General features: G+C 60.7%; 13 protein-coding genes and 1 tRNA gene. 10 read left to right on the top strand and 4 right to left on the bottom strand.

The annotated features are described in order from the left end of the window. Positions 1–24 precede the first annotated feature (24 nt). Positions 25–867, top strand: a complete 843-nt coding sequence (locus I6I71_RS07045) for a phytoene/squalene synthase family protein (RefSeq protein WP_201819765.1) — start codon at positions 25–27, stop codon at positions 865–867. Positions 868–869: 2 nt separating this feature from the next. Beyond that, on the top strand, positions 870–2,387 hold the full coding sequence (gene crtI / locus I6I71_RS07040) for a phytoene desaturase family protein (RefSeq protein ID WP_201819763.1): 1,518 nt from the start codon (positions 870–872) through the stop codon (positions 2,385–2,387). An 8-nt stretch (positions 2,388–2,395) separates the two neighbouring features. Here crtI and I6I71_RS07035 read toward each other — a convergent pair. From I6I71_RS07035 to I6I71_RS07025, 3 genes are all read right to left on the bottom strand, one after another. Then, a tRNA-Leu gene (locus I6I71_RS07035) sits at positions 2,396–2,472 on the bottom strand. Between the two features lie 99 nt (positions 2,473–2,571). After that, entirely contained in the window at positions 2,572–6,141 is a 3,570-nt protein-coding gene (gene mfd / locus I6I71_RS07030; protein ID WP_201819761.1) for a transcription-repair coupling factor, read from the bottom strand. A 3-nt stretch (positions 6,142–6,144) separates the two neighbouring features. Beyond that, entirely contained in the window at positions 6,145–6,759 is a 615-nt protein-coding gene (locus I6I71_RS07025; RefSeq protein WP_052204968.1) for a TetR/AcrR family transcriptional regulator, read from the bottom strand. A 184-nt stretch (positions 6,760–6,943) separates the two neighbouring features. Here I6I71_RS07025 and I6I71_RS07020 point away from each other — a divergent pair, with 184 nt between their 5' ends. Genes I6I71_RS07020 through hisC form a run of 5 tightly spaced genes read left to right on the top strand, consistent with a single transcriptional unit; the run spans position 6,944 to position 13,096 of the window. Further along, positions 6,944–8,164 (top strand): MFS transporter, encoded by a 1,221-nt coding sequence (locus I6I71_RS07020; protein WP_201819759.1) that lies wholly within the window; start codon positions 6,944–6,946, stop codon positions 8,162–8,164. 10 nt (positions 8,165–8,174) lie between these two features. Next, entirely contained in the window at positions 8,175–9,629 is a 1,455-nt protein-coding gene (glmU, locus tag I6I71_RS07015; RefSeq protein WP_201819756.1) for a bifunctional UDP-N-acetylglucosamine diphosphorylase/glucosamine-1-phosphate N-acetyltransferase GlmU, read from the top strand. A 5-nt stretch (positions 9,630–9,634) separates the two neighbouring features. After that, positions 9,635–10,612, top strand: a complete 978-nt coding sequence (locus I6I71_RS07010; protein ID WP_052204972.1) for a ribose-phosphate diphosphokinase — start codon at positions 9,635–9,637, stop codon at positions 10,610–10,612. 49 nt (positions 10,613–10,661) lie between these two features. Beyond that, entirely contained in the window at positions 10,662–12,014 is a 1,353-nt protein-coding gene (locus tag I6I71_RS07005) for an amino acid permease (protein WP_201819754.1), read from the top strand. After that, positions 12,011–13,096: a histidinol-phosphate transaminase gene (hisC, locus tag I6I71_RS07000; RefSeq protein ID WP_330910965.1), complete on the top strand. Its 1,086-nt coding sequence runs from the start codon at positions 12,011–12,013 to the stop codon at positions 13,094–13,096. The genes I6I71_RS07005 and hisC overlap by 4 nt, the downstream gene beginning before the upstream one ends. Here hisC and I6I71_RS06995 read toward each other — a convergent pair. Next, entirely contained in the window at positions 12,999–14,273 is a 1,275-nt protein-coding gene (locus I6I71_RS06995; RefSeq protein WP_201819748.1) for an alpha-hydroxy acid oxidase, read from the bottom strand. The two genes, hisC and I6I71_RS06995, sit on opposite strands and share 98 nt — an antisense overlap. A 302-nt stretch (positions 14,274–14,575) precedes the next feature. Here I6I71_RS06995 and I6I71_RS06990 point away from each other — a divergent pair, with 302 nt between their 5' ends. From I6I71_RS06990 to I6I71_RS06980, 3 genes are read left to right on the top strand one after another with little or no spacing between them, the layout of a single operon-like run. Further along, positions 14,576–15,214, top strand: a complete 639-nt coding sequence (locus tag I6I71_RS06990) for a 50S ribosomal protein L25/general stress protein Ctc (protein WP_201819745.1) — start codon at positions 14,576–14,578, stop codon at positions 15,212–15,214. Between the two features lie 18 nt (positions 15,215–15,232). Further along, positions 15,233–15,781, top strand: a complete 549-nt coding sequence (gene pth / locus I6I71_RS06985; RefSeq protein WP_201819743.1) for an aminoacyl-tRNA hydrolase — start codon at positions 15,233–15,235, stop codon at positions 15,779–15,781. Between the two features lie 4 nt (positions 15,782–15,785). After that, the gene (locus I6I71_RS06980) at positions 15,786–16,595 is read left to right on the top strand and encodes a fumarylacetoacetate hydrolase family protein (protein ID WP_201819740.1); all 810 of its coding nucleotides are present in this window, start codon (positions 15,786–15,788) and stop codon (positions 16,593–16,595) included. Positions 16,596–16,602 lie beyond the last annotated feature (7 nt).

Below are 16,602 nucleotides of genomic sequence, written 5' to 3'. Positions count from 1 at the left end.
GGTTACGTAAATGAGGTTGCGTAAATGAGCACGTCTTACCTGCAGCGTTATGACCACATGTGTGACCACGCAGCCGCACAGGTGATCGCCAGGTACTCTACGAGCTTTTCGCTTTCCACACGCCTGCTAGCGGCGCCGATACGTCGGGATATTCGCAATTTGTACGCCATGGTGCGCATTGCGGATGAGATTGTGGATGGCACCGCACTCGCTGCAGCCGCCGACCCGGCTGCAGCCCTCGACGCATATGAGGCGCAGATCCTTGCCGCACCACACATCCGTTTCCATACGGATCCGATTGTTCACGCTTACGCAAACACGGCGCGGCGCTGCAACTTCACCCGGGAGTACGTCGAGTCCTTCTTCGCTTCCATGCGCAGTGACCTCACTCGAACTGTCTACACCGCAAGCGATGTAGATGCCTACGTCTACGGTTCCGCTGAGGTGATTGGTTTGCTGTGCTTGGAGGCTTTTCTTATCGACGCCAACGTCACCCCCTCCACCCGCTCCACCCTCGAATCCGGGGCACGTGCGCTTGGCGCTGCCTTTCAGAAGGTGAACTTTCTGAGGGATTTTGGTGAGGATCGTGACAGGTTGGGCCGCGTGTACTACGAGCTGACGGCAGAGAAGAAAGACCAGATCGTGGCCGAGATCCGCGAAGAGCTCGCTCACGCTAACCGTGCGATCCCGCTGTTGCCGCGATCCCCACGCACCGCGGTTGCTGCCGCTTCCGGCCTATTTGAAGAGCTCACCGATATCGCTGATGCAACCCCGGTCGAGGAACTGGCCGCCACCCGCATCAGCGTCCCCACCACCCATAAGCTGCGCATTACCGCCAAGGCGCTTGCGCGAGGAGGTACACGGTAACCATGGCAGTGAAATCCCAGTCTGCGATCGTGATCGGCGCTGGCATCGCAGGGCTTGCCACTGCGGCACTCCTTGGCTGCGAGGGCTACCGTGTCACGGTTGTTGAAAAGCTGGACACCGTCGGCGGGCGCGTTGGCGAGGAGACAGTAGAGGGTTTCCGTTTTGATACTGGCCCCAGCTGGTACCTCATGCCGGATGCTTTTGACCATTTCTTCTCCCTGTTTGGCAAGCGCACGGAAGACCTGCTTGACCTTGTGCCGCTCTCGCCTGCTTACCGGCTCTTTCCCGAACACCAATCCCCCATTGACGTGGAGTCTGGCCCGAAAGTCTTCGAGCTGTTTGAGTCCATCGAACCCGGCGCAGGCGACGCCTTGCGCGACTACTTGGAGTCTGCGGGCATCGCCTACGACCTAGCCGTTGAACGCTTTTTGTATACGAATTTTGATTCGGTGCGCGGCTTCGTCGATAAGCAACTGCTCACTCGGGCCGGGGACCTGGCGAAGTTTCTGACTGTGCCGCTGGAGCGGTTTGTGGCGCACCGTTTCCAGGACACGCGCCTGCGGCAAATGCTGACCTATCCTGCGGTGTTTTTGTCCTCGCATCCGGCGCGCACGCCGTCGCTGTATCACTTGATGAGCCACACCGATTTGGTGCAGGGCGTGCAGTATCCGCAAGGCGGATTTGCCGCGGTGGTTGACGCGTTGTACCAGCTCGCGGTGGAAAACGGTGTGCAGTTCCGTTTGGGTGAAGAGGTCGCGGCAATCACGTCCGAGGGCCGGCGTGCCACCGGTATCCAGCTGGTTGGCGGGGAGCCTCTGCGTGCAGATATCACCGTGTCCTGCGCGGATCTCCACCACACCGAAACCCGCCTGCTGCCCAAAGCAAAGCAGACCTACCGCGAGTCTTACTTCGCCCCGCGCGATCCAGGTCTGGGAACGGTGCTTGTCATGCTTGGTGTCGAGGGTGAGCTTCCCCAGCTCGAGCACCACAACCTGCTGTTTAGCCAAGACTGGTCGCAGGATTTCGACGCTGTCTTTGACGCACCCGCACCGACCCGCCCGCTTGGCGCATCGCGCTCAATTTACGTGTCCAAACCTTCCGCGACCGACCCTTCCACCGCACCGGCGGGTCACGAAAACCTCTTCGTACTCGTGCCGGTGGCTGCCAGCGAGACGCTTGGCCACGGAGATATGTACCGCGAGACCGCCTCCCCCGCAGTCGAGCTCATCTCCCAAGCTGCCATCGACCAGATTGCCCAGTGGTGCGAAATCCCGGACCTGCAGTCGCGCATTGTGGTCAAGCGCACCTTGGGCCCGTCTGACTTTGCGGAGCGCTACCACGCCTGGTCCGGCGGCTCTATCGGCCCTGCGCATACGCTGCGTCAATCCGCGTTTCTGCGGGGCTCGAACAAGTCGAAGAAGTTGGACAATCTTTTCTACGCCGGCGCCACCACGGTGCCTGGTGTGGGCGTGCCGATGTGCCTGATCTCGGCGGAAAATGTGCTGTCGCGCCTGCGCTAGCGCGGCTTTGGTGCCCCCAGTCGGGCTCGAACCGACACTTGGCGGATTTTAAGTCCGCTGCCTCTGCCAATTGGGCTATAGGGGCTTTTGCTTCTCGACGATAATACGACCCCTCCCCCAACCCCACACACAAGGGGTACGTTTTTCGCTTTTTCGTGTGTGAGGTCGGGCTAGCCCTTAACGCTTATCCCTTAAAGGAGAACACGCCGGAGGCATCGGGGGCGTCAAACATGTCGCTGAGGAAGTGTGAGACCCACTGCAGCAGCTCGGTGTCGCGTAGCGAGGGACTGTTAATAGCCTTCGACTCACGCGGCATCGGCACCTGGACCGTTTTCGCCGCAGCACGGTACGTCGCACCCGGGTACAGGCGCTTCAGGCGCACCTGCTTGGAGTCCGGCAGCTCAACCGGGTGGAACTTCAAGCGGTTACCCTGGCTCAAAATGTCCGAGACCCCAACGCTGCGGGCCTGGTCACGCAGGCGCGCGACCTCCATGAGAAACTCCACCTCCGTAGGCAGGGGCCCGAAGCGGTCCACCATTTCATCGGCAACCTGGCGCAGCGCTTCTTCACCGCGGGCCTCCGCAAGTTTGCGGTAGGCCTCCAGGCGCAGGCGTTCGGAGTTGATGTAGGTCTCCGGAATGTGGGCGTCCACTGGCAGGTCCACCCGGATCTCCTTCGGCGCCTGATCGGTGGCATCGACAACCTCGCCCTTCATCAGCGCCTTGAAGGTCTCCACGGCCTCACCCACCAGGCGGACGTACATGTCAAAGCCAACGCCCGCGATGTGGCCGGACTGCTCAGAGCCCAACACGTTTCCGGCGCCGCGCATCTCCAAGTCCTTCTGCGCAACGGCAATGCCTGCGCCAAGGTCGTTATTCTGCGCGATCGTGGCCAGGCGGTCATAGGAGGTTTCCGTCAGCGTGATGTCCTTCGGGTACAGGAAATAGGCGTACGCCCGCTCACGCGAACGGCCAACGCGGCCACGCAGCTGGTGCAGCTGGGACAGGCCCATGTTCTGCGCGTTTTCCACAATCAGCGTGTTCGCGTTCGCAATGTCCAGGCCGGTTTCCACGATGGTGGTACATACCAACACGTCGTACTCGCGGTTCCAAAAACCCTGCACGGTTTGTTCCAGCAGCTGCTCAGACATCTGGCCGTGGGCGACTACCACTCGCGCCTCCGGAACCAGGTCGCGGATACGTCGGGCAGCTTTTTCAATGTCGGCAACTTTGTTGTGGATGAAGAACACCTGGCCGTCCCGCAGCAACTCGCGCCGGATCGCGGCCGCAACCTGCTTGTCCTCCTGCGGGCCAACGTACGTTAGCACCGGGTGGCGGTCTTCCGGTGGGGTGGTGATAGACGTCATCTCGCGGATACCGGTCAGCGACATCTCCAAGGTGCGCGGGATCGGCGTTGCCGTCATGGTCAGCACATCCACGTGAGATTTCAGCGCCTTGATGTGCTCCTTGTGCTCCACACCGAAACGCTGCTCCTCATCCACCACGATCAGGCCTAGGTTTTTCCACTGCATACCAGTGGACAACAGGCGGTGGGTGCCAATGACAACGTCCACCGAACCGTCTGCAAGACCGGCTTGGATCTTTTTCGCGTCTCCTGCGGAGGTGAAACGGGACAATTCGCGCACGGTCACACCGAAACCGTCCATACGCTGGCTGAACGTAGAGTAATGCTGCTGGGCAAGCAGGGTTGTAGGCACGAGCACCGCTACCTGTTTGCCGTCCTGGACCGCTTTGAACGCGGCGCGCACGGCAACCTCTGTCTTGCCAAAACCCACATCACCCACAATCACACGGTCCATCGGCACCGGCTGCTCCATGTCGTGCTTCACGGCCTCAATCGCAGCGAGCTGGTCTTCCGTCTCCACAAACGGGAAGGCGTCTTCCATCTCGTTTTGCCACGGCGTATCCGGCGCAAACGCGTGGCCCGGCGCGGCTTGGCGCTTGGCGTAGAGCTCAATAAGCTCGCCGGCGATCTCGCGCACCGCGGCGCGCGCCTTGCGCTTGGTGGACTTCCAGTCGGAGCCACCCATTTTGCTTAAGCTCGGCTTCTCCCCGCCCGTGTACTTACTCAGCAGGTCCAGCGATTCCATGGGCACCCAGAGCTGGTCCGCGGGCTGGCCACGCTTGGCGGCCTGGTACTCCAGCACGATGTACTCGCGGCGCGAATCTGCCACGGTGCGCTCCGCCATCTTGAGGAATCGGCCAATGCCGTGGGTTTCGTGCACCACGTAGTCGCCGGGTTTGAGTGCCAGCGGGTCCACACGGTTACGGCGCTTCGGCGCACGACGCTTCGCCCCCGCAATATCACCCACGCGGTTGCCGGTGACATCGGTTTCCGTCACCACAACCAGGTTCGGCCAGCCAAAGACGAGGCCGCCGTGGGAAAGCGCCTGGTACAGCGTGGCAGCACCTTCAACCGGCTCCAGGCCAGGTGTTGCAATGCGCGCGGAGATGCCGTGCTCACGCAGACGCTCCGCCATGCGCTCCACGGTGCCCTTCGCAGGCGCCACGAACGCCACCTTGCCGTGGTTTTCCACCACGTGCAGCTTCAGCGTTGCGTACAGCTGCTCGATTGCCTTCGGGTCTCCCTTCGGTGCGGGTGCGGCGTCGAACTCCAGCGGCAGCGTGGCCCTATCGTCCGCATTGAACATGCCTGGCGGGGCGAACGTCCACCAGGCGTTGCCAGCCTTGCGCGCGGAGATCTCCAGCGACTCGAAGGAGCGGTACGACGATGCCTCTAAGTCAACGCCTTCCACAGCAACCGGGCCCTCTGCCCCCATGGCGACGGCCTCCCACCCTGCCTCCAGGAACTCGCGGTCCGTTGCCTCCAGGTCCGCGATGCGGGTGCGGACCTTCTCCGGGCTGGTCACCAACACGATGCCGCCCTCAAACAGCTCCGGCAGCACCTGCCACGGCTGCGAAGTCAACGCGGGCATCAGCGCTTCCTCACCCGCGGCATGCACGCCTTCGGCAACTCGGCCAAGCAGGGACGACAAGGTCGGATTCGATGGGAAGCGGCGGGCGAGGGTGTCGGCTGAGGCTTTCACGTCAGCGTCGATAAGCAACTGGCGCGCGGGGAACAAACGGACCTGCGGTAGTTCTTCAATGGTGCGCTGGTCCGCAACCGCGAAGCTGCGGATGTCCGTAACCTCGTCTCCCCAAAACTCAATACGCACCGGGTTTAACGCCGTGGTGGGAAACACATCCAGGATGCCGCCGCGCACCGCGAACTCGCCGCGGGTGGCAACCATGTCCACGTGCGAGTAGCCGAAGTACTCGACGCGACGCACAAGATCATCGAACTCGCACTCCGCATCCACCGCGACCTCAATCGGTGCAACGGCAGGCAGCACCGGCTGGCACACCGCACGTGCGGCAGCAACCACCACCCGCGGTTTCTCCCACAACACCTTCGCGCGCCTGCCCACCACATCCGCGGCAGGCGACAAACGCTCATGCGGCAGGGTCTCCAGCGCCGGGTAGTGAGCAACCTTGTGCTCACCAACCAGCGCCTTCAGCTCCGCGGCAAGGTCCTCGGCCTCGTGCCCCGTGGCGGTAACTACCAGCACCGGCACCTGCCTAGCCAGGGCACCCGCAACCCACGCACGTGCCTGATCAATCGCAGTGATGTGCAAGGACTCATCCCCCACGCGCGCGACAACCCCTTTGAGTTTCGGGTCAGTCAACGCTGCCGTGAGAAGCCCACCAAGTGCGGCGGGTGTGCTCGATGTCATGTTCTACGCTTCCTCTTCTCCATACACACGCGGCTGTGCTTCCATCCCCCGCAACCCGTTCCAACACAAATTGGAAATGTGCGCCGCAACCGTGTGCTTGTCCGGCTTGCGCTCATCCAACCACCACAGCGCGGAGTTGGAAACGGTGCCAACAAGGGCCTGACCGTACAGGCCCGCCATCGCCGAGTCGAGCCCGCGGTGCTTAAACGCCTCCCCCAGCAGGTAACTCACCTGTGCTGTCACACGGTTGAGGATGGTGGAATAGGTCCGCCCTTCCCCCGGCAACTGGCCGTGCGCCAGGATGACAAAACCATCCGTCTCATCCTCCACGTAGGTCAGCAGCGCCAACACGCCGCGCTCAATGCGCTCGCGCCACCTTCCGGACTGGATGGAAGACGTAATTGCCTCCTCCAGGCGGGCCATCTCCAAACGCACAACCTCCTGGTAGAGGCCCACTTTGCTGCCAAAGTGTTCATAGACCACTGGCTTGGACACACCCGCTCGTGCGGCGATCTCTTCCATGGAGATGCCGTCGAAGCCGCGCTCGGCGAATGCCTGGCGCCCAACACCGATCAATTGCTCCCTGCGCTGGGGTGCAGTCATTCGCGTTCGAGCCATGTTTCCTAGCTTAGAGGGTTACCCCCACCACCCCGTGTTTGGCAGCGGCCGCGCGTAGTCTACAATCAGCGGTGCTATTCCCCATGGTGTAATTGGCAACACTACGGTTTTTGGTACCGTCATTCTAGGTTCGAGTCCTGGTGGGGAAGCTTTTTCATTTTGTGCAGGGACTACTATCCGCAGTATGAGCAACCAGCCCCGTACTGAAGAGCACACGGAAGAGCGCAACGCCCGTCGTTTCATTTGGTCCAACGGCCTGCAAAACATTGGGGATCAGATTGTTGCTCCGAAAACGGTCCTTCCCTGGTTGTTTTCCGCGGCAGGTGTTCCGCACGTGTTCACCTCGCTGCTCGTACCGGTGCGCGAGTCCCTGTCGATGTTGCCGCAGGCGTTTTTAAGCCCGTGGGTAACCTCTCAACGCTCGCGCAAACGAGTATGGCTGCTCGGCTCCTGGGGTCAGTTTGCGGCAGCCATGGGCATTGCGATCAGTGCCTTGCTTTTCGACGCCACGTTGCTCGGCCTTTTCACCATCATCCTGCTTGCCGTCCACGCGACGTTCCGCTCGTTGTGCTCGATTGCTGGCAAAGACGTCCAAGGAAGAACGATTTCCAAGGGCAAGCGTGGTGAGATCACGGGGCGTGCAACCGCCCTTGCCGGCGCGTTTACGCTGGCGGTTGGCGTGGGGCTCATGTTCGTTGACGTGTCGTTGCACGTGTTGCTGTTTGCAGGCGCGGTGACGTGGGCGTTGGCGTCTTTGGTGTTTCAAAGCATCGATGAGCCAGAGCCGGAGGACTCCAAGAAAGACACGGCGAGTTTTCGCGATATTTTAGGGCTGGTCAAGGAAAACAAAGACCTCCAGCGCTTCCTGGTGGTGCGTTCCCTGATGCTGGTCACTGCGCTCTCAACGCCTTTTATTGTCGTGTTGGCCAGCCAGGCGGGTGCAGACCTTAGGGGACTTGGCGCATTTGTCATCGCCTCAGGCGGCGCAAGCCTGCTTGGTGGTCGCATCTCGGGTCTGTGGTCGGACCGCTCCTCCAAGCTGACTATGGCGTGGGGTGCAGGCGTCGCGTCTGTTGTGCTGGTGCTGCTGGTGTTGAGTGCGTCGGTGCTGCCTGACAGCGTGAACGTGTGGGTAATGCCGCTTGGGTTCTTCCTGGTCAACCTGGCACACACCTCGGTGCGCGTCAGCCGCAAGACATACCTGGTGGACATGGCGGAGGGGGATACCCGCACGCTGATCACCGGTGCTTCCAACACGGTGATGGGCATCGTGCTCTTGGCCGTCGGTGCACTGTCTTCCGCGATCTCGCTTCTGGGCCCACAGGCGGCACTGATCTTCCTGGCAGTAGTTGGTGTTGCCGGCGTTGTTGGCGCATCCCGGTTGAAGGATGTTTCTAAGCGTTAAACTGTGCGGCATGGATTCTAAGAAGCAACGTGCCGTAGTTGTCCTCGCAGCTGGCGCCGGAACCCGCATGAAGTCGGACCGGCAAAAGACGCTGCACGAAATCGGCGGGCGCAGCCTGTTGTCCCACTCCCTGCATGCTGCCGCTGGCGTGCACCCGAACTACCTCGTTGCCGTGGTTGGCCACCAGCGTGACCAGGTCTCCCCTGCCGTGGACACCATTGCGCAGCAGATGGGCATTGAGGTCCGCCAGGCTGTCCAGGAGGAACAGCACGGCACCGGGCACGCAGTCCAAATTGGTTTGAGCGCCATTCCGGATTTCGACGGCACCGTGGTGGTTACCAACGGTGACGTTCCGTTGTTGACGGCGGAGACGATTGAGCGCCTCGTTGAAAAGCATGAGCACGAGCACGCTGCTGTGACGGTGCTCAGCCTGGAGTTTGACAACCCCACCGGTTACGGGCGCATCATCCGTGATGAAGCGGGCGAGGTCCAGCGCATCGTTGAGGAAAAGGATGCCACCGATGAGCAGCGCCGCGTGCACGAGGTTAACTCTGGTGTGTTCGCCTTCGACGGTGCTGTGCTGCGCGAAGCTTTGACCCACCTGAACACGGACAACGCGCAGGGTGAGCTCTACATCACGGATGTGCTGAGCATTGCGCGTAACGACGGGCGGAAGGTCTCCGCCTTCATCGCCCCCGACGCACGCGAGCTTGCCGGTGTCAACGACCGCGTTCAGCTTGCCGCCGCTGGTAAAGAACTCAACCGTCGCTTAGTAGAGCGCGCGATGCGTGCCGGCGCCACCGTGATCGACCCGGACACCACCTGGATTGGTGTGGAGGTAGAGATCGGCCGCGACGTCATCATTCACCCGAATACCCAGCTGTGGGGCTCCACCGTGGTTGGGGACCGCGCCGAAATCGGCCCCGACACCACGCTGACCGACATGGAGATCGGCGCAGGCGCAAAGGTTGTCCGTACCCAGGGTGAGCTCGGCGTGATTGGTGAGGAAGCCACCGTCGGCCCATTTACCTACATCCGCCCCGGCACAGAGCTTGGCGCACGCGGCAAGCTCGGCGGCTTCGTGGAATCCAAGAACGCCAAGATCGGCGAGGGCTCCAAGGTCCCGCACCTGACCTACATTGGGGACGCTACCGTGGGCAAGCACACCAACATCGGCGCAAGCTCCGTGTTTGCGAACTACGACGGGGTAAACAAGCACCACACCACCATCGGAGATTACTGCCGCACCGGCTCGGACACCATGTTTGTCGCACCATTGACCATTGGTGATGGAGCGTATACCGGCGCGGGTACAGTGGTCACTGAAGATGTGCCAGCAGGTGCGCTGGCCATCAAGGAAGGCCGCCAGCGCAACATCGAAGGCTGGGTGGAAAAGCGCCGCCCGGGCACCGATGCAGCTGAGGCTGCAAAGCGAGCACGCGAAGCGTCTACGGAAGGGCGATAACTTACATGACTGGATACTCGACGGAAAGCCACAAGGACCTCAAGCTGTTCACCGGCCGGGCCCACCCGGAACTTGCTGAAGCTGTGGCCAAGGAGCTGGGGATTGATCTTGTCCCCACCACCGCCCGTGACTTTGCAAACGGTGAAATCTTCATCCGCTTCGAGGAGTCTGTCCGCGGCTCTGACTGCTTTGTTATGCAGTCCCACGCACAGCCGCTGAACAAGTGGCTGATGGAGCAGCTGATCATGATTGATGCCCTCAAGCGTGGCTCCGCGAAGCGCATCACCGCGATCCTGCCGTTCTACCCGTACGCCCGCCAGGACAAAAAGCACCGCGGCCGTGAGCCGATTTCCGCCCGCCTGGTGGCAGACCTGTTGTCCGCAGCTGGCGCTGACCGCATCGTGTCTGTGGACCTGCACACCGATCAGATCCAGGGCTTCTTCGACGGCCCGGTCGACCACATGCACGCCCAGCCGATCCTGGTGGACTACATCAAGTCCAAGTACTCGCTGGACAACCTTGTCGTGGTCTCCCCGGACGCAGGCCGCGTGAAGTCCGCTGAGAAGTGGGCCAACATGCTGGGCGATGCGCCGATGGCCTTCGTACACAAGACCCGCGACATTGACGCCGCAAACAAGGTTGTCTCCAACCGCGTCGTCGGTGAGGTTGAGGGCAAGGACTGCATCCTTATGGATGACATGATTGACACCGGCGGCACCATCGCCGGCGCTGTAGGCGTGCTGAAGGAAGCAGGCGCCAAGTCCGTGGTGATTGCATGTACCCACGGCGTGTTCTCCGACCCGGCGCGTGAGCGTCTGAGCGATTGCGGCGCTGAAGAGGTCATCACCACCGATACTCTGCCGCAGAACACCGAGGGCTGGAAGAACCTCACGGTGCTGTCAATCGCTCCGCTTCTGGCAAAGACCATTCATGAAATCTTTGAGAATGGTTCTGTTACCACTTTGTTTGAGGGCCAAGCCTAAGCCCTAGGGCGCTCGAAGGGTGGTCAAGGGTGCTCGCTACAGTGAGCCCATGACCACTCTCGAAGAAACAGGGTTGCAACGGCGGGTGAAATCCCGCCAGTTGCAAATGATCGCCTTCGGCTCAGCAATTGGCACGGGCCTTTTCCTTGGCTCCGCCGACTCCATTCAATATGCGGGTCCGGCGGTGCTTGTGTCTTTTGCCATCGTTGGCGTCATCGTGTTCTTTCTCATGCGCATGCTGGGAGAGATGGCGGTAGAGCACCCGACCTCTGGTTCTTTCGCAGCGTATTCGCGTGAGTACATCGGCCGCTGGGCAGGGTTTATCACCGGCTGGAACTGGTGGTTTACCACCATCGTGGTGGGCATGTTGGAAATGACCGCCCTGGGTACCTTCTTGGATTTTTGGTTCCCGGGCTTTCCCCACTGGATTACCGCGCTGGTCTCCCTGATTGTTGTCTTGGGTCTGAATCTGCTTCGTGTGAGCGTGTTCGCTGAGACCGAGTACTGGCTGTCTTTGGCTAAGGTCACGGCTCTTGTCCTGATGATTATCTTGGGGCTGCTGCTTGTGTTTGGCCTCGGTCCGGAGCCGGCAATTGGCACGCAGCACCTCACCGCGCACGGCGGCTTTATGCCAAATGGGATAAGCGGCGTGATGTTTGCTCTGGTGGCGGTAACGTTCACGTTTGGCGGCATCATGTCCATCGGTACCGCCGCGGGTGAGGCGGACGACCCGGACCACGCTATTCCCCGCGCTGTGCGCTCCGTGATTTGGCGCATCCTGGTGTTCTACATCGGCGGTATTGGCACTATTTTGCTGCTTGCCCCGTGGAATGAGCAGGAGTCCAATGAAAGCCCGTTCATCCGTGTGCTGACTGGCGTTGGATACGAAGGCGCGGCGACGTTGCTCAACGTGGTCATTGTCATCGCCGTCGCCTCCGTGCTCAACACCATGAGCTATTCCGGCGCACGCACCCTGCGCGATCTGGCGCGAAGCGGCCAAGCCCCGGCTGCGCTTGCAAAAACCAGTGAAAAGGGGCTGCCCATCAACGCTTTGCTGTTCAACGGCGCGTTGATGGGCGTGGTGGTCATCTTGAACTACTTCTTCGAAGGCAAAATCTTTGCAGTGCTGTTGGCCATCATCGTGGGCACGGAGCTGATCACCTGGGCCGGTATCTGCGTGTCGCACCTGAACTTTCGTAAACGCATGGACGCCGCCGGCAAGGAGTCGCACTTCAAGGCGCCGCTGTACCCGGTTTCCAACTGGATCTGCATCGTATTCTTTATTGCGGTACTGGCAATGATGGCGTACCTGCCGGAGTACCGTATGGGCCTGTTCACGCTTGTGGCGTGGATTTTGACACTAACCATCATTGGCAATGTGAGAAAGAGGTGGGTCAAGTGATCCGCAAAGATCTTGAACAAGTAGCCGCATATGTACCCGGCGCCCGCAATGACAAGGCAGTAAAACTGTCCTCCAATGAGATTGCAGAGGGCCCGCTACCCAGCGCTCATGAGGCAATGGTGGCGTCATTGTCACAGATCAACCGCTACCCGGATATGGGCGCAGTGGACATCCGTGCGGCTATTGGCGCGCACTTGGCTCTTCCAGCTGAACAGATTGCGGTTGGTACCGGTTCGTCTGCCTTGTGCCAGCAGTTGGTCTACATCACGGCCCAGCCTGGGGATGAAGTGGTCTTTCCCTGGCGCAGCTTCGAGGCCTACCCCATCTTTGTCAAGGTCGCCGGCGCAACTCCAGTGACGGCTCCCCTGACCGAGGATTACAGGCTGGACCTTGATGCGCTGGCCGCCGCAGTAACTGAGCGCACGAAGCTGATCTTCGTCTGCAACCCGAACAACCCCACCTCAACCACCATTACCACCCAAGAGTTCACCGACTTTATGGCGAAGGTGCCGAAGGACGTTCTCGTGGCGTTGGATGAGGCCTACTTTGAGTACAACCAGGCTGCTGACACCCCGGTGGCTACCGAGGAGATCCTCAAGTACCCGAACCTGGTTGGGCTGCGTACGTTCTCCAAGGCCTACGGTCTAGCGGGCGCGCGCATTGGGTACGCGTTTGGCCCCGCCGAGATCATTGAGGCGCTGAACAAGGTGGCAGTGCCGTTTTCGGTGGGCATGGTCGCCCAAACTGGTGCGCTTGCCTCACTCGCTGCCGAAGATGAGCTGGCACGCCGCGTGGAAGAAACCGTCGCCCAGCGCGAGCGCGTCGTTGCTGCACTTGCGCCGTTTGGCACGCCGGAATCACAGAGCAACTTTGTCTGGATCCCGGCGGCTCAGCTTGGCAGCGACCCCCGCGACGTTGCCACACGCCTCGCCGAAGCCGGCGTGCTGGTGCGCCCGTTTGATGACGGTATCCGCGTCACCGTGACTAACGCAGAGGAGACGGATGCGTTTCTTCGTGCGTGGGACGCCACTGTGACTTCCACTGTGGCTTCACCTGGCCAGAACCCTTCAGCTGCTCAATAGTGCTGATGCCCATCAGCGCCATTGAGGTGCGCATCTCCTGCTCAAGGATCTCAATGACGCGGGTCACGCCTTCCTCACCACCGGCCATCAGCCCGTAGAGGTAGGCGCGACCAATGAGTACGAAGTCTGCACCGAGGGCAAGGGCTGCGATGATGTCGCTGCCGTAGAGAATGCCGGAGTCCAGGATGATCTCTACGTCTGGGCCAACCGCCTCGCGGATGCCCGGCAGGGCTTGGATAGATAGCGGTGCTTTATCCAGCTGGCGGCCACCGTGGTTGGATACCACCAGGCCGTCTGCGCCGGCGTCGATCATGCGCAGCGCGTCCTCGGGCGTGAGCACACCCTTGACAAAGAGCTTGCCCGGCCAGACGGAGCGGATCCACTCCAGGTCTTCCATGGACAGGTCAGGATCAAACATGTTGTTGATCAAAGACGGCAGGTCTGTCGCCGAATCGCTCAGCGACGCGAACTTCAGCGAGTCCGTGGTGAGGAAGTTAAACCACCATTCCGGGCGGTAGGAGGCGTCCAGCACCGTTTTCAGCGTGAGCTTTGGTGGGATGGTCATGCCGTTTCGCGCATCACGAAGACGCTGACCGGTCACCGGGGTGTCCACCGTGACCAGCAGGGTATCGAAGCCGTTGTCCCACGCACGCTTGACCAAGTCCAGGGACGCTTCCTTGTCTTTCCACAGGTAAAGCTGGAACCAGCGGCGACCTTCCTGCGATACCTCGGCCACCTCTTCAAGAGAGCGGGTGCCCATGGTGGACAGGGAGAACGGGATCCCGGCGCGACGAGCCGCTGCCGCTCCCCCGTTTTCACCCTCCGAGTGCATGAAGCGGGTGAACCCGGTTGGGGCGATGCCGAAAGGCAGGCTCGTCTTCTTACCGGCAATGGTGGTGGACAGGTCGATGTCTGGTGTTGGGGCTAGCACGCGTGGGGTTAGTTCGACGGAGTCGAAGGCTTCGCGTGAGCGTCGATAGGTAAATTCGCTCGCGGCGGCACCATCGACATAGTCAAATGCCGGCGTGGGGGTCCTGCGCTTTGCAATCTTTCGCAGATCAGGGATGTCGGCCGCCTTGGACAAGCGCGCATCCCTGCGGTTCAAGCTGGGCAGGGGGAAGTTCAGCAGACTGAACAGTTCTTTTGGATCCGGCAGCTGGCGCTCAAGGCGAGCCATGGAAAACACACGCTCCTTAGAGAAAAACTATTTCAAACATGTTTCAAACATGAAAAATTCTACAAGGGCGGTTTTGGGAAATTCGTTCCACCCTATGGGAACTCCTGGGGCAAGGCTCCATTTGTCTGGGCGGGGGTGACTTGTTAGGATGTGACGGTCTCGGCGAGGGCTGTCATGGCCGTTATCGACGCGATAGTAGAGCAGACGTTCCTGCGATCACTCGACGAGCACACCCGTCCATAGTGGTCGCAGATTTTTTATGTCCTCGCGGCCCGAATACCAAGGTTTAAAGGAGCATACCGATGGCTATTACCCCTACGGTTGTGAAGGCTGAGAAGCGCGAAGAGTTTGGCAAGGGTTCCGCCCGCCGCCTGCGTCGCGACGGCAAGATCCCGGGCGTCCTCTACGAAAAGGGCATCGAAAACGTCCACTTCGCGGTTGACCGCATCGAGATGACCGCAGTTGTGCGTAACGAGGGCGTCAACGCCATTGTTGAGCTGGAGATCGACGGCGAGAAGCTGCTGGCCATGGTGAAGCACGTGGACCAGAACGTCCTGACCCTGGAGATCGACCACATCGACCTGTTCGGCATTAAGCGCGGCGAGAAGGTTACCGTCGAGGTTCCGGTTGTTCTTGAGGGCGAGGCTACCCCGGGCGCAGTTGTGCTCCAGGAGGCAGACGTGATCGAGATCGAGATCGACGCACTGTCCATCCCGGACGAGCTCACCGTGTCCATCGAGGGCAAGGAGATCGGCGACACCCTGCACGCTTCCGACGTGAAGCTGCCGGAGGGCGCAGAGCTCATCTCCGACCCGGAGACCCTGGTTGTCAACGTCACCTTCGAGCAGGTTGATGAGGAGCTGGAGGCTGAGGCTGAGGCTGCTGAGGAAGGCGGCGCTGATGCTGGTGCTGAGGCTGCTGAGGAGACCGAGTCTGAGTAAGCCCTCTAAGATGGTCGCGTGACCATCTTGATTGTTGGCCTGGGAAACCCTGGTCCGCAGTATGCATCCACACGCCACAACGCTGGCGTGATGGTGATTGATGAGCTGCTGACCAGGGTTTTACCTATGCCTGCGCAGCTTTCTGCACATAAGAAAACCAACACGGAGATCGCGGAGTTGGCCGCCGGCCGCCTGGCGGCGAATGACCAGGTGGTGTTGGCCCGCACCCGTTCGTTCATGAACCTTTCGGGCGGGCCCGTCAAGGCGTTGATGGATTACTTCCGCGTGCAGCCGAAGGATCTTTACGTGGTGTATGACGAGCTTGATCTTGATCTTGGTGAGGTCAAGTTGCGCGTTGGCGGTGGCGACCACGGCCATAATGGATTGAAGTCCGTGACTAAGGCCGTAGGCAACACGTATCACAAGCTGGCGGTTGGCATTGGCCGTCCCCCAGGACGTATGGCGCCTGCAGATTATGTGCTTAAACCCTTTGCCGCCAAGGAGCAGATCGAAATCACAATTGCTGCCGCAAACGCCGCCGATGAGGTGCTTCGCCAGCTAGGGTAGCCCCATGAGATTGGCTACACTTCGCACTGAAAATGGCACCTCGGCAGCCCGCATTGTCTCCGATTCGGAGGCGGTGCTTTTGCCGTTTGGGGACGTTGGCGCGCTGCTTGCCCAGGAAAACTGGCAGGAGCTTTCGCTTATCGACGCTGCGCCGACGCCCTTTACCCCCACCGACCTAGCCCCCGTCATCCCACGTCCGGGCAAGATTATTTGTATTGGCCTGAACTACGCCAAGCACATCGAGGAGATGGGGCATGAGCGCCCGGACGTGCCCACCTTGTTTATCAAGTTCCCGGAGGCGCTGATTGGCCCGTATGACGATGTTGAGGTGCCGGAGTTTAACGCGGAGTCGTTGGATTTTGAGGGCGAACTCGCCGTGATCGTGGGCAAACATGCGCGCCACGTACAAAATGGCGAGGCCTACATTGCGGGCTACTCCGTGATTAATGATTACACGCAGCGCACCTACCAAAAGCGCACCCAGCAGTGGCACCAGGGCAAGTCCCTAGAGAAGACCGCCGGTTTCGGACCGTGGTTGGATACTGAGTGGCGCCCGGGGCCTGCGATCACCACCACGCTCGATGGTGAGCAGATGCAGCATTCCCCCACCGATGACCTGGTGTTTTCCCCGGCAAAGCTGATCGAGTTCATTTCGCATATCTACCCGCTTGCCCCAGGTGACGTGATTGCCACCGGCACCCCGGACGGCGTGGGGCATGCGCGCAACCCGAAGCGCTACATCCAAAACGGCGAGACGGTGCGCGTGGAAATCGAGGGCCTGGGCGCTATCGAAAACACGACGCGCGTGTACTAATCGTGTA

This window comes from Corynebacterium riegelii, from assembly GCF_016728505.1.
In the GTDB taxonomy this organism is placed as follows: domain Bacteria; phylum Actinomycetota; class Actinomycetes; order Mycobacteriales; family Mycobacteriaceae; genus Corynebacterium; species Corynebacterium riegelii.
The sequence above is the reverse complement of the archived record's forward strand: the minus strand, read 5'-3'. Positions and strand labels throughout refer to the sequence as shown.

Excerpts from the sequence above, each read along its gene's own strand:
- I6I71_RS07045 (WP_201819765.1), top strand. The coding sequence starts at position 25 with ATGAGCACGTCTTACCTGCAGCGTTATGACCACATGTGTGACCACGCA.
- crtI (WP_201819763.1), top strand. The coding sequence starts at position 870 with ATGGCAGTGAAATCCCAGTCTGCGATCGTGATCGGCGCTGGCATCGCA.
- mfd (WP_201819761.1), bottom strand. The coding sequence starts at position 6,141 with ATGACATCGAGCACACCCGCCGCACTTGGTGGGCTTCTCACGGCAGCG.
- I6I71_RS07025 (WP_052204968.1), bottom strand. The coding sequence starts at position 6,759 with ATGGCTCGAACGCGAATGACTGCACCCCAGCGCAGGGAGCAATTGATC.
- I6I71_RS07020 (WP_201819759.1), top strand. The coding sequence starts at position 6,944 with ATGAGCAACCAGCCCCGTACTGAAGAGCACACGGAAGAGCGCAACGCC.
- glmU (WP_201819756.1), top strand. The coding sequence starts at position 8,175 with ATGGATTCTAAGAAGCAACGTGCCGTAGTTGTCCTCGCAGCTGGCGCC.
- I6I71_RS07010 (WP_052204972.1), top strand. The coding sequence starts at position 9,635 with ATGACTGGATACTCGACGGAAAGCCACAAGGACCTCAAGCTGTTCACC.
- I6I71_RS07005 (WP_201819754.1), top strand. The coding sequence starts at position 10,662 with ATGACCACTCTCGAAGAAACAGGGTTGCAACGGCGGGTGAAATCCCGC.
- I6I71_RS06995 (WP_201819748.1), bottom strand. The coding sequence starts at position 14,273 with ATGGCTCGCCTTGAGCGCCAGCTGCCGGATCCAAAAGAACTGTTCAGT.
- I6I71_RS06990 (WP_201819745.1), top strand. The coding sequence starts at position 14,576 with ATGGCTATTACCCCTACGGTTGTGAAGGCTGAGAAGCGCGAAGAGTTT.
- I6I71_RS06980 (WP_201819740.1), top strand. The coding sequence starts at position 15,786 with ATGAGATTGGCTACACTTCGCACTGAAAATGGCACCTCGGCAGCCCGC.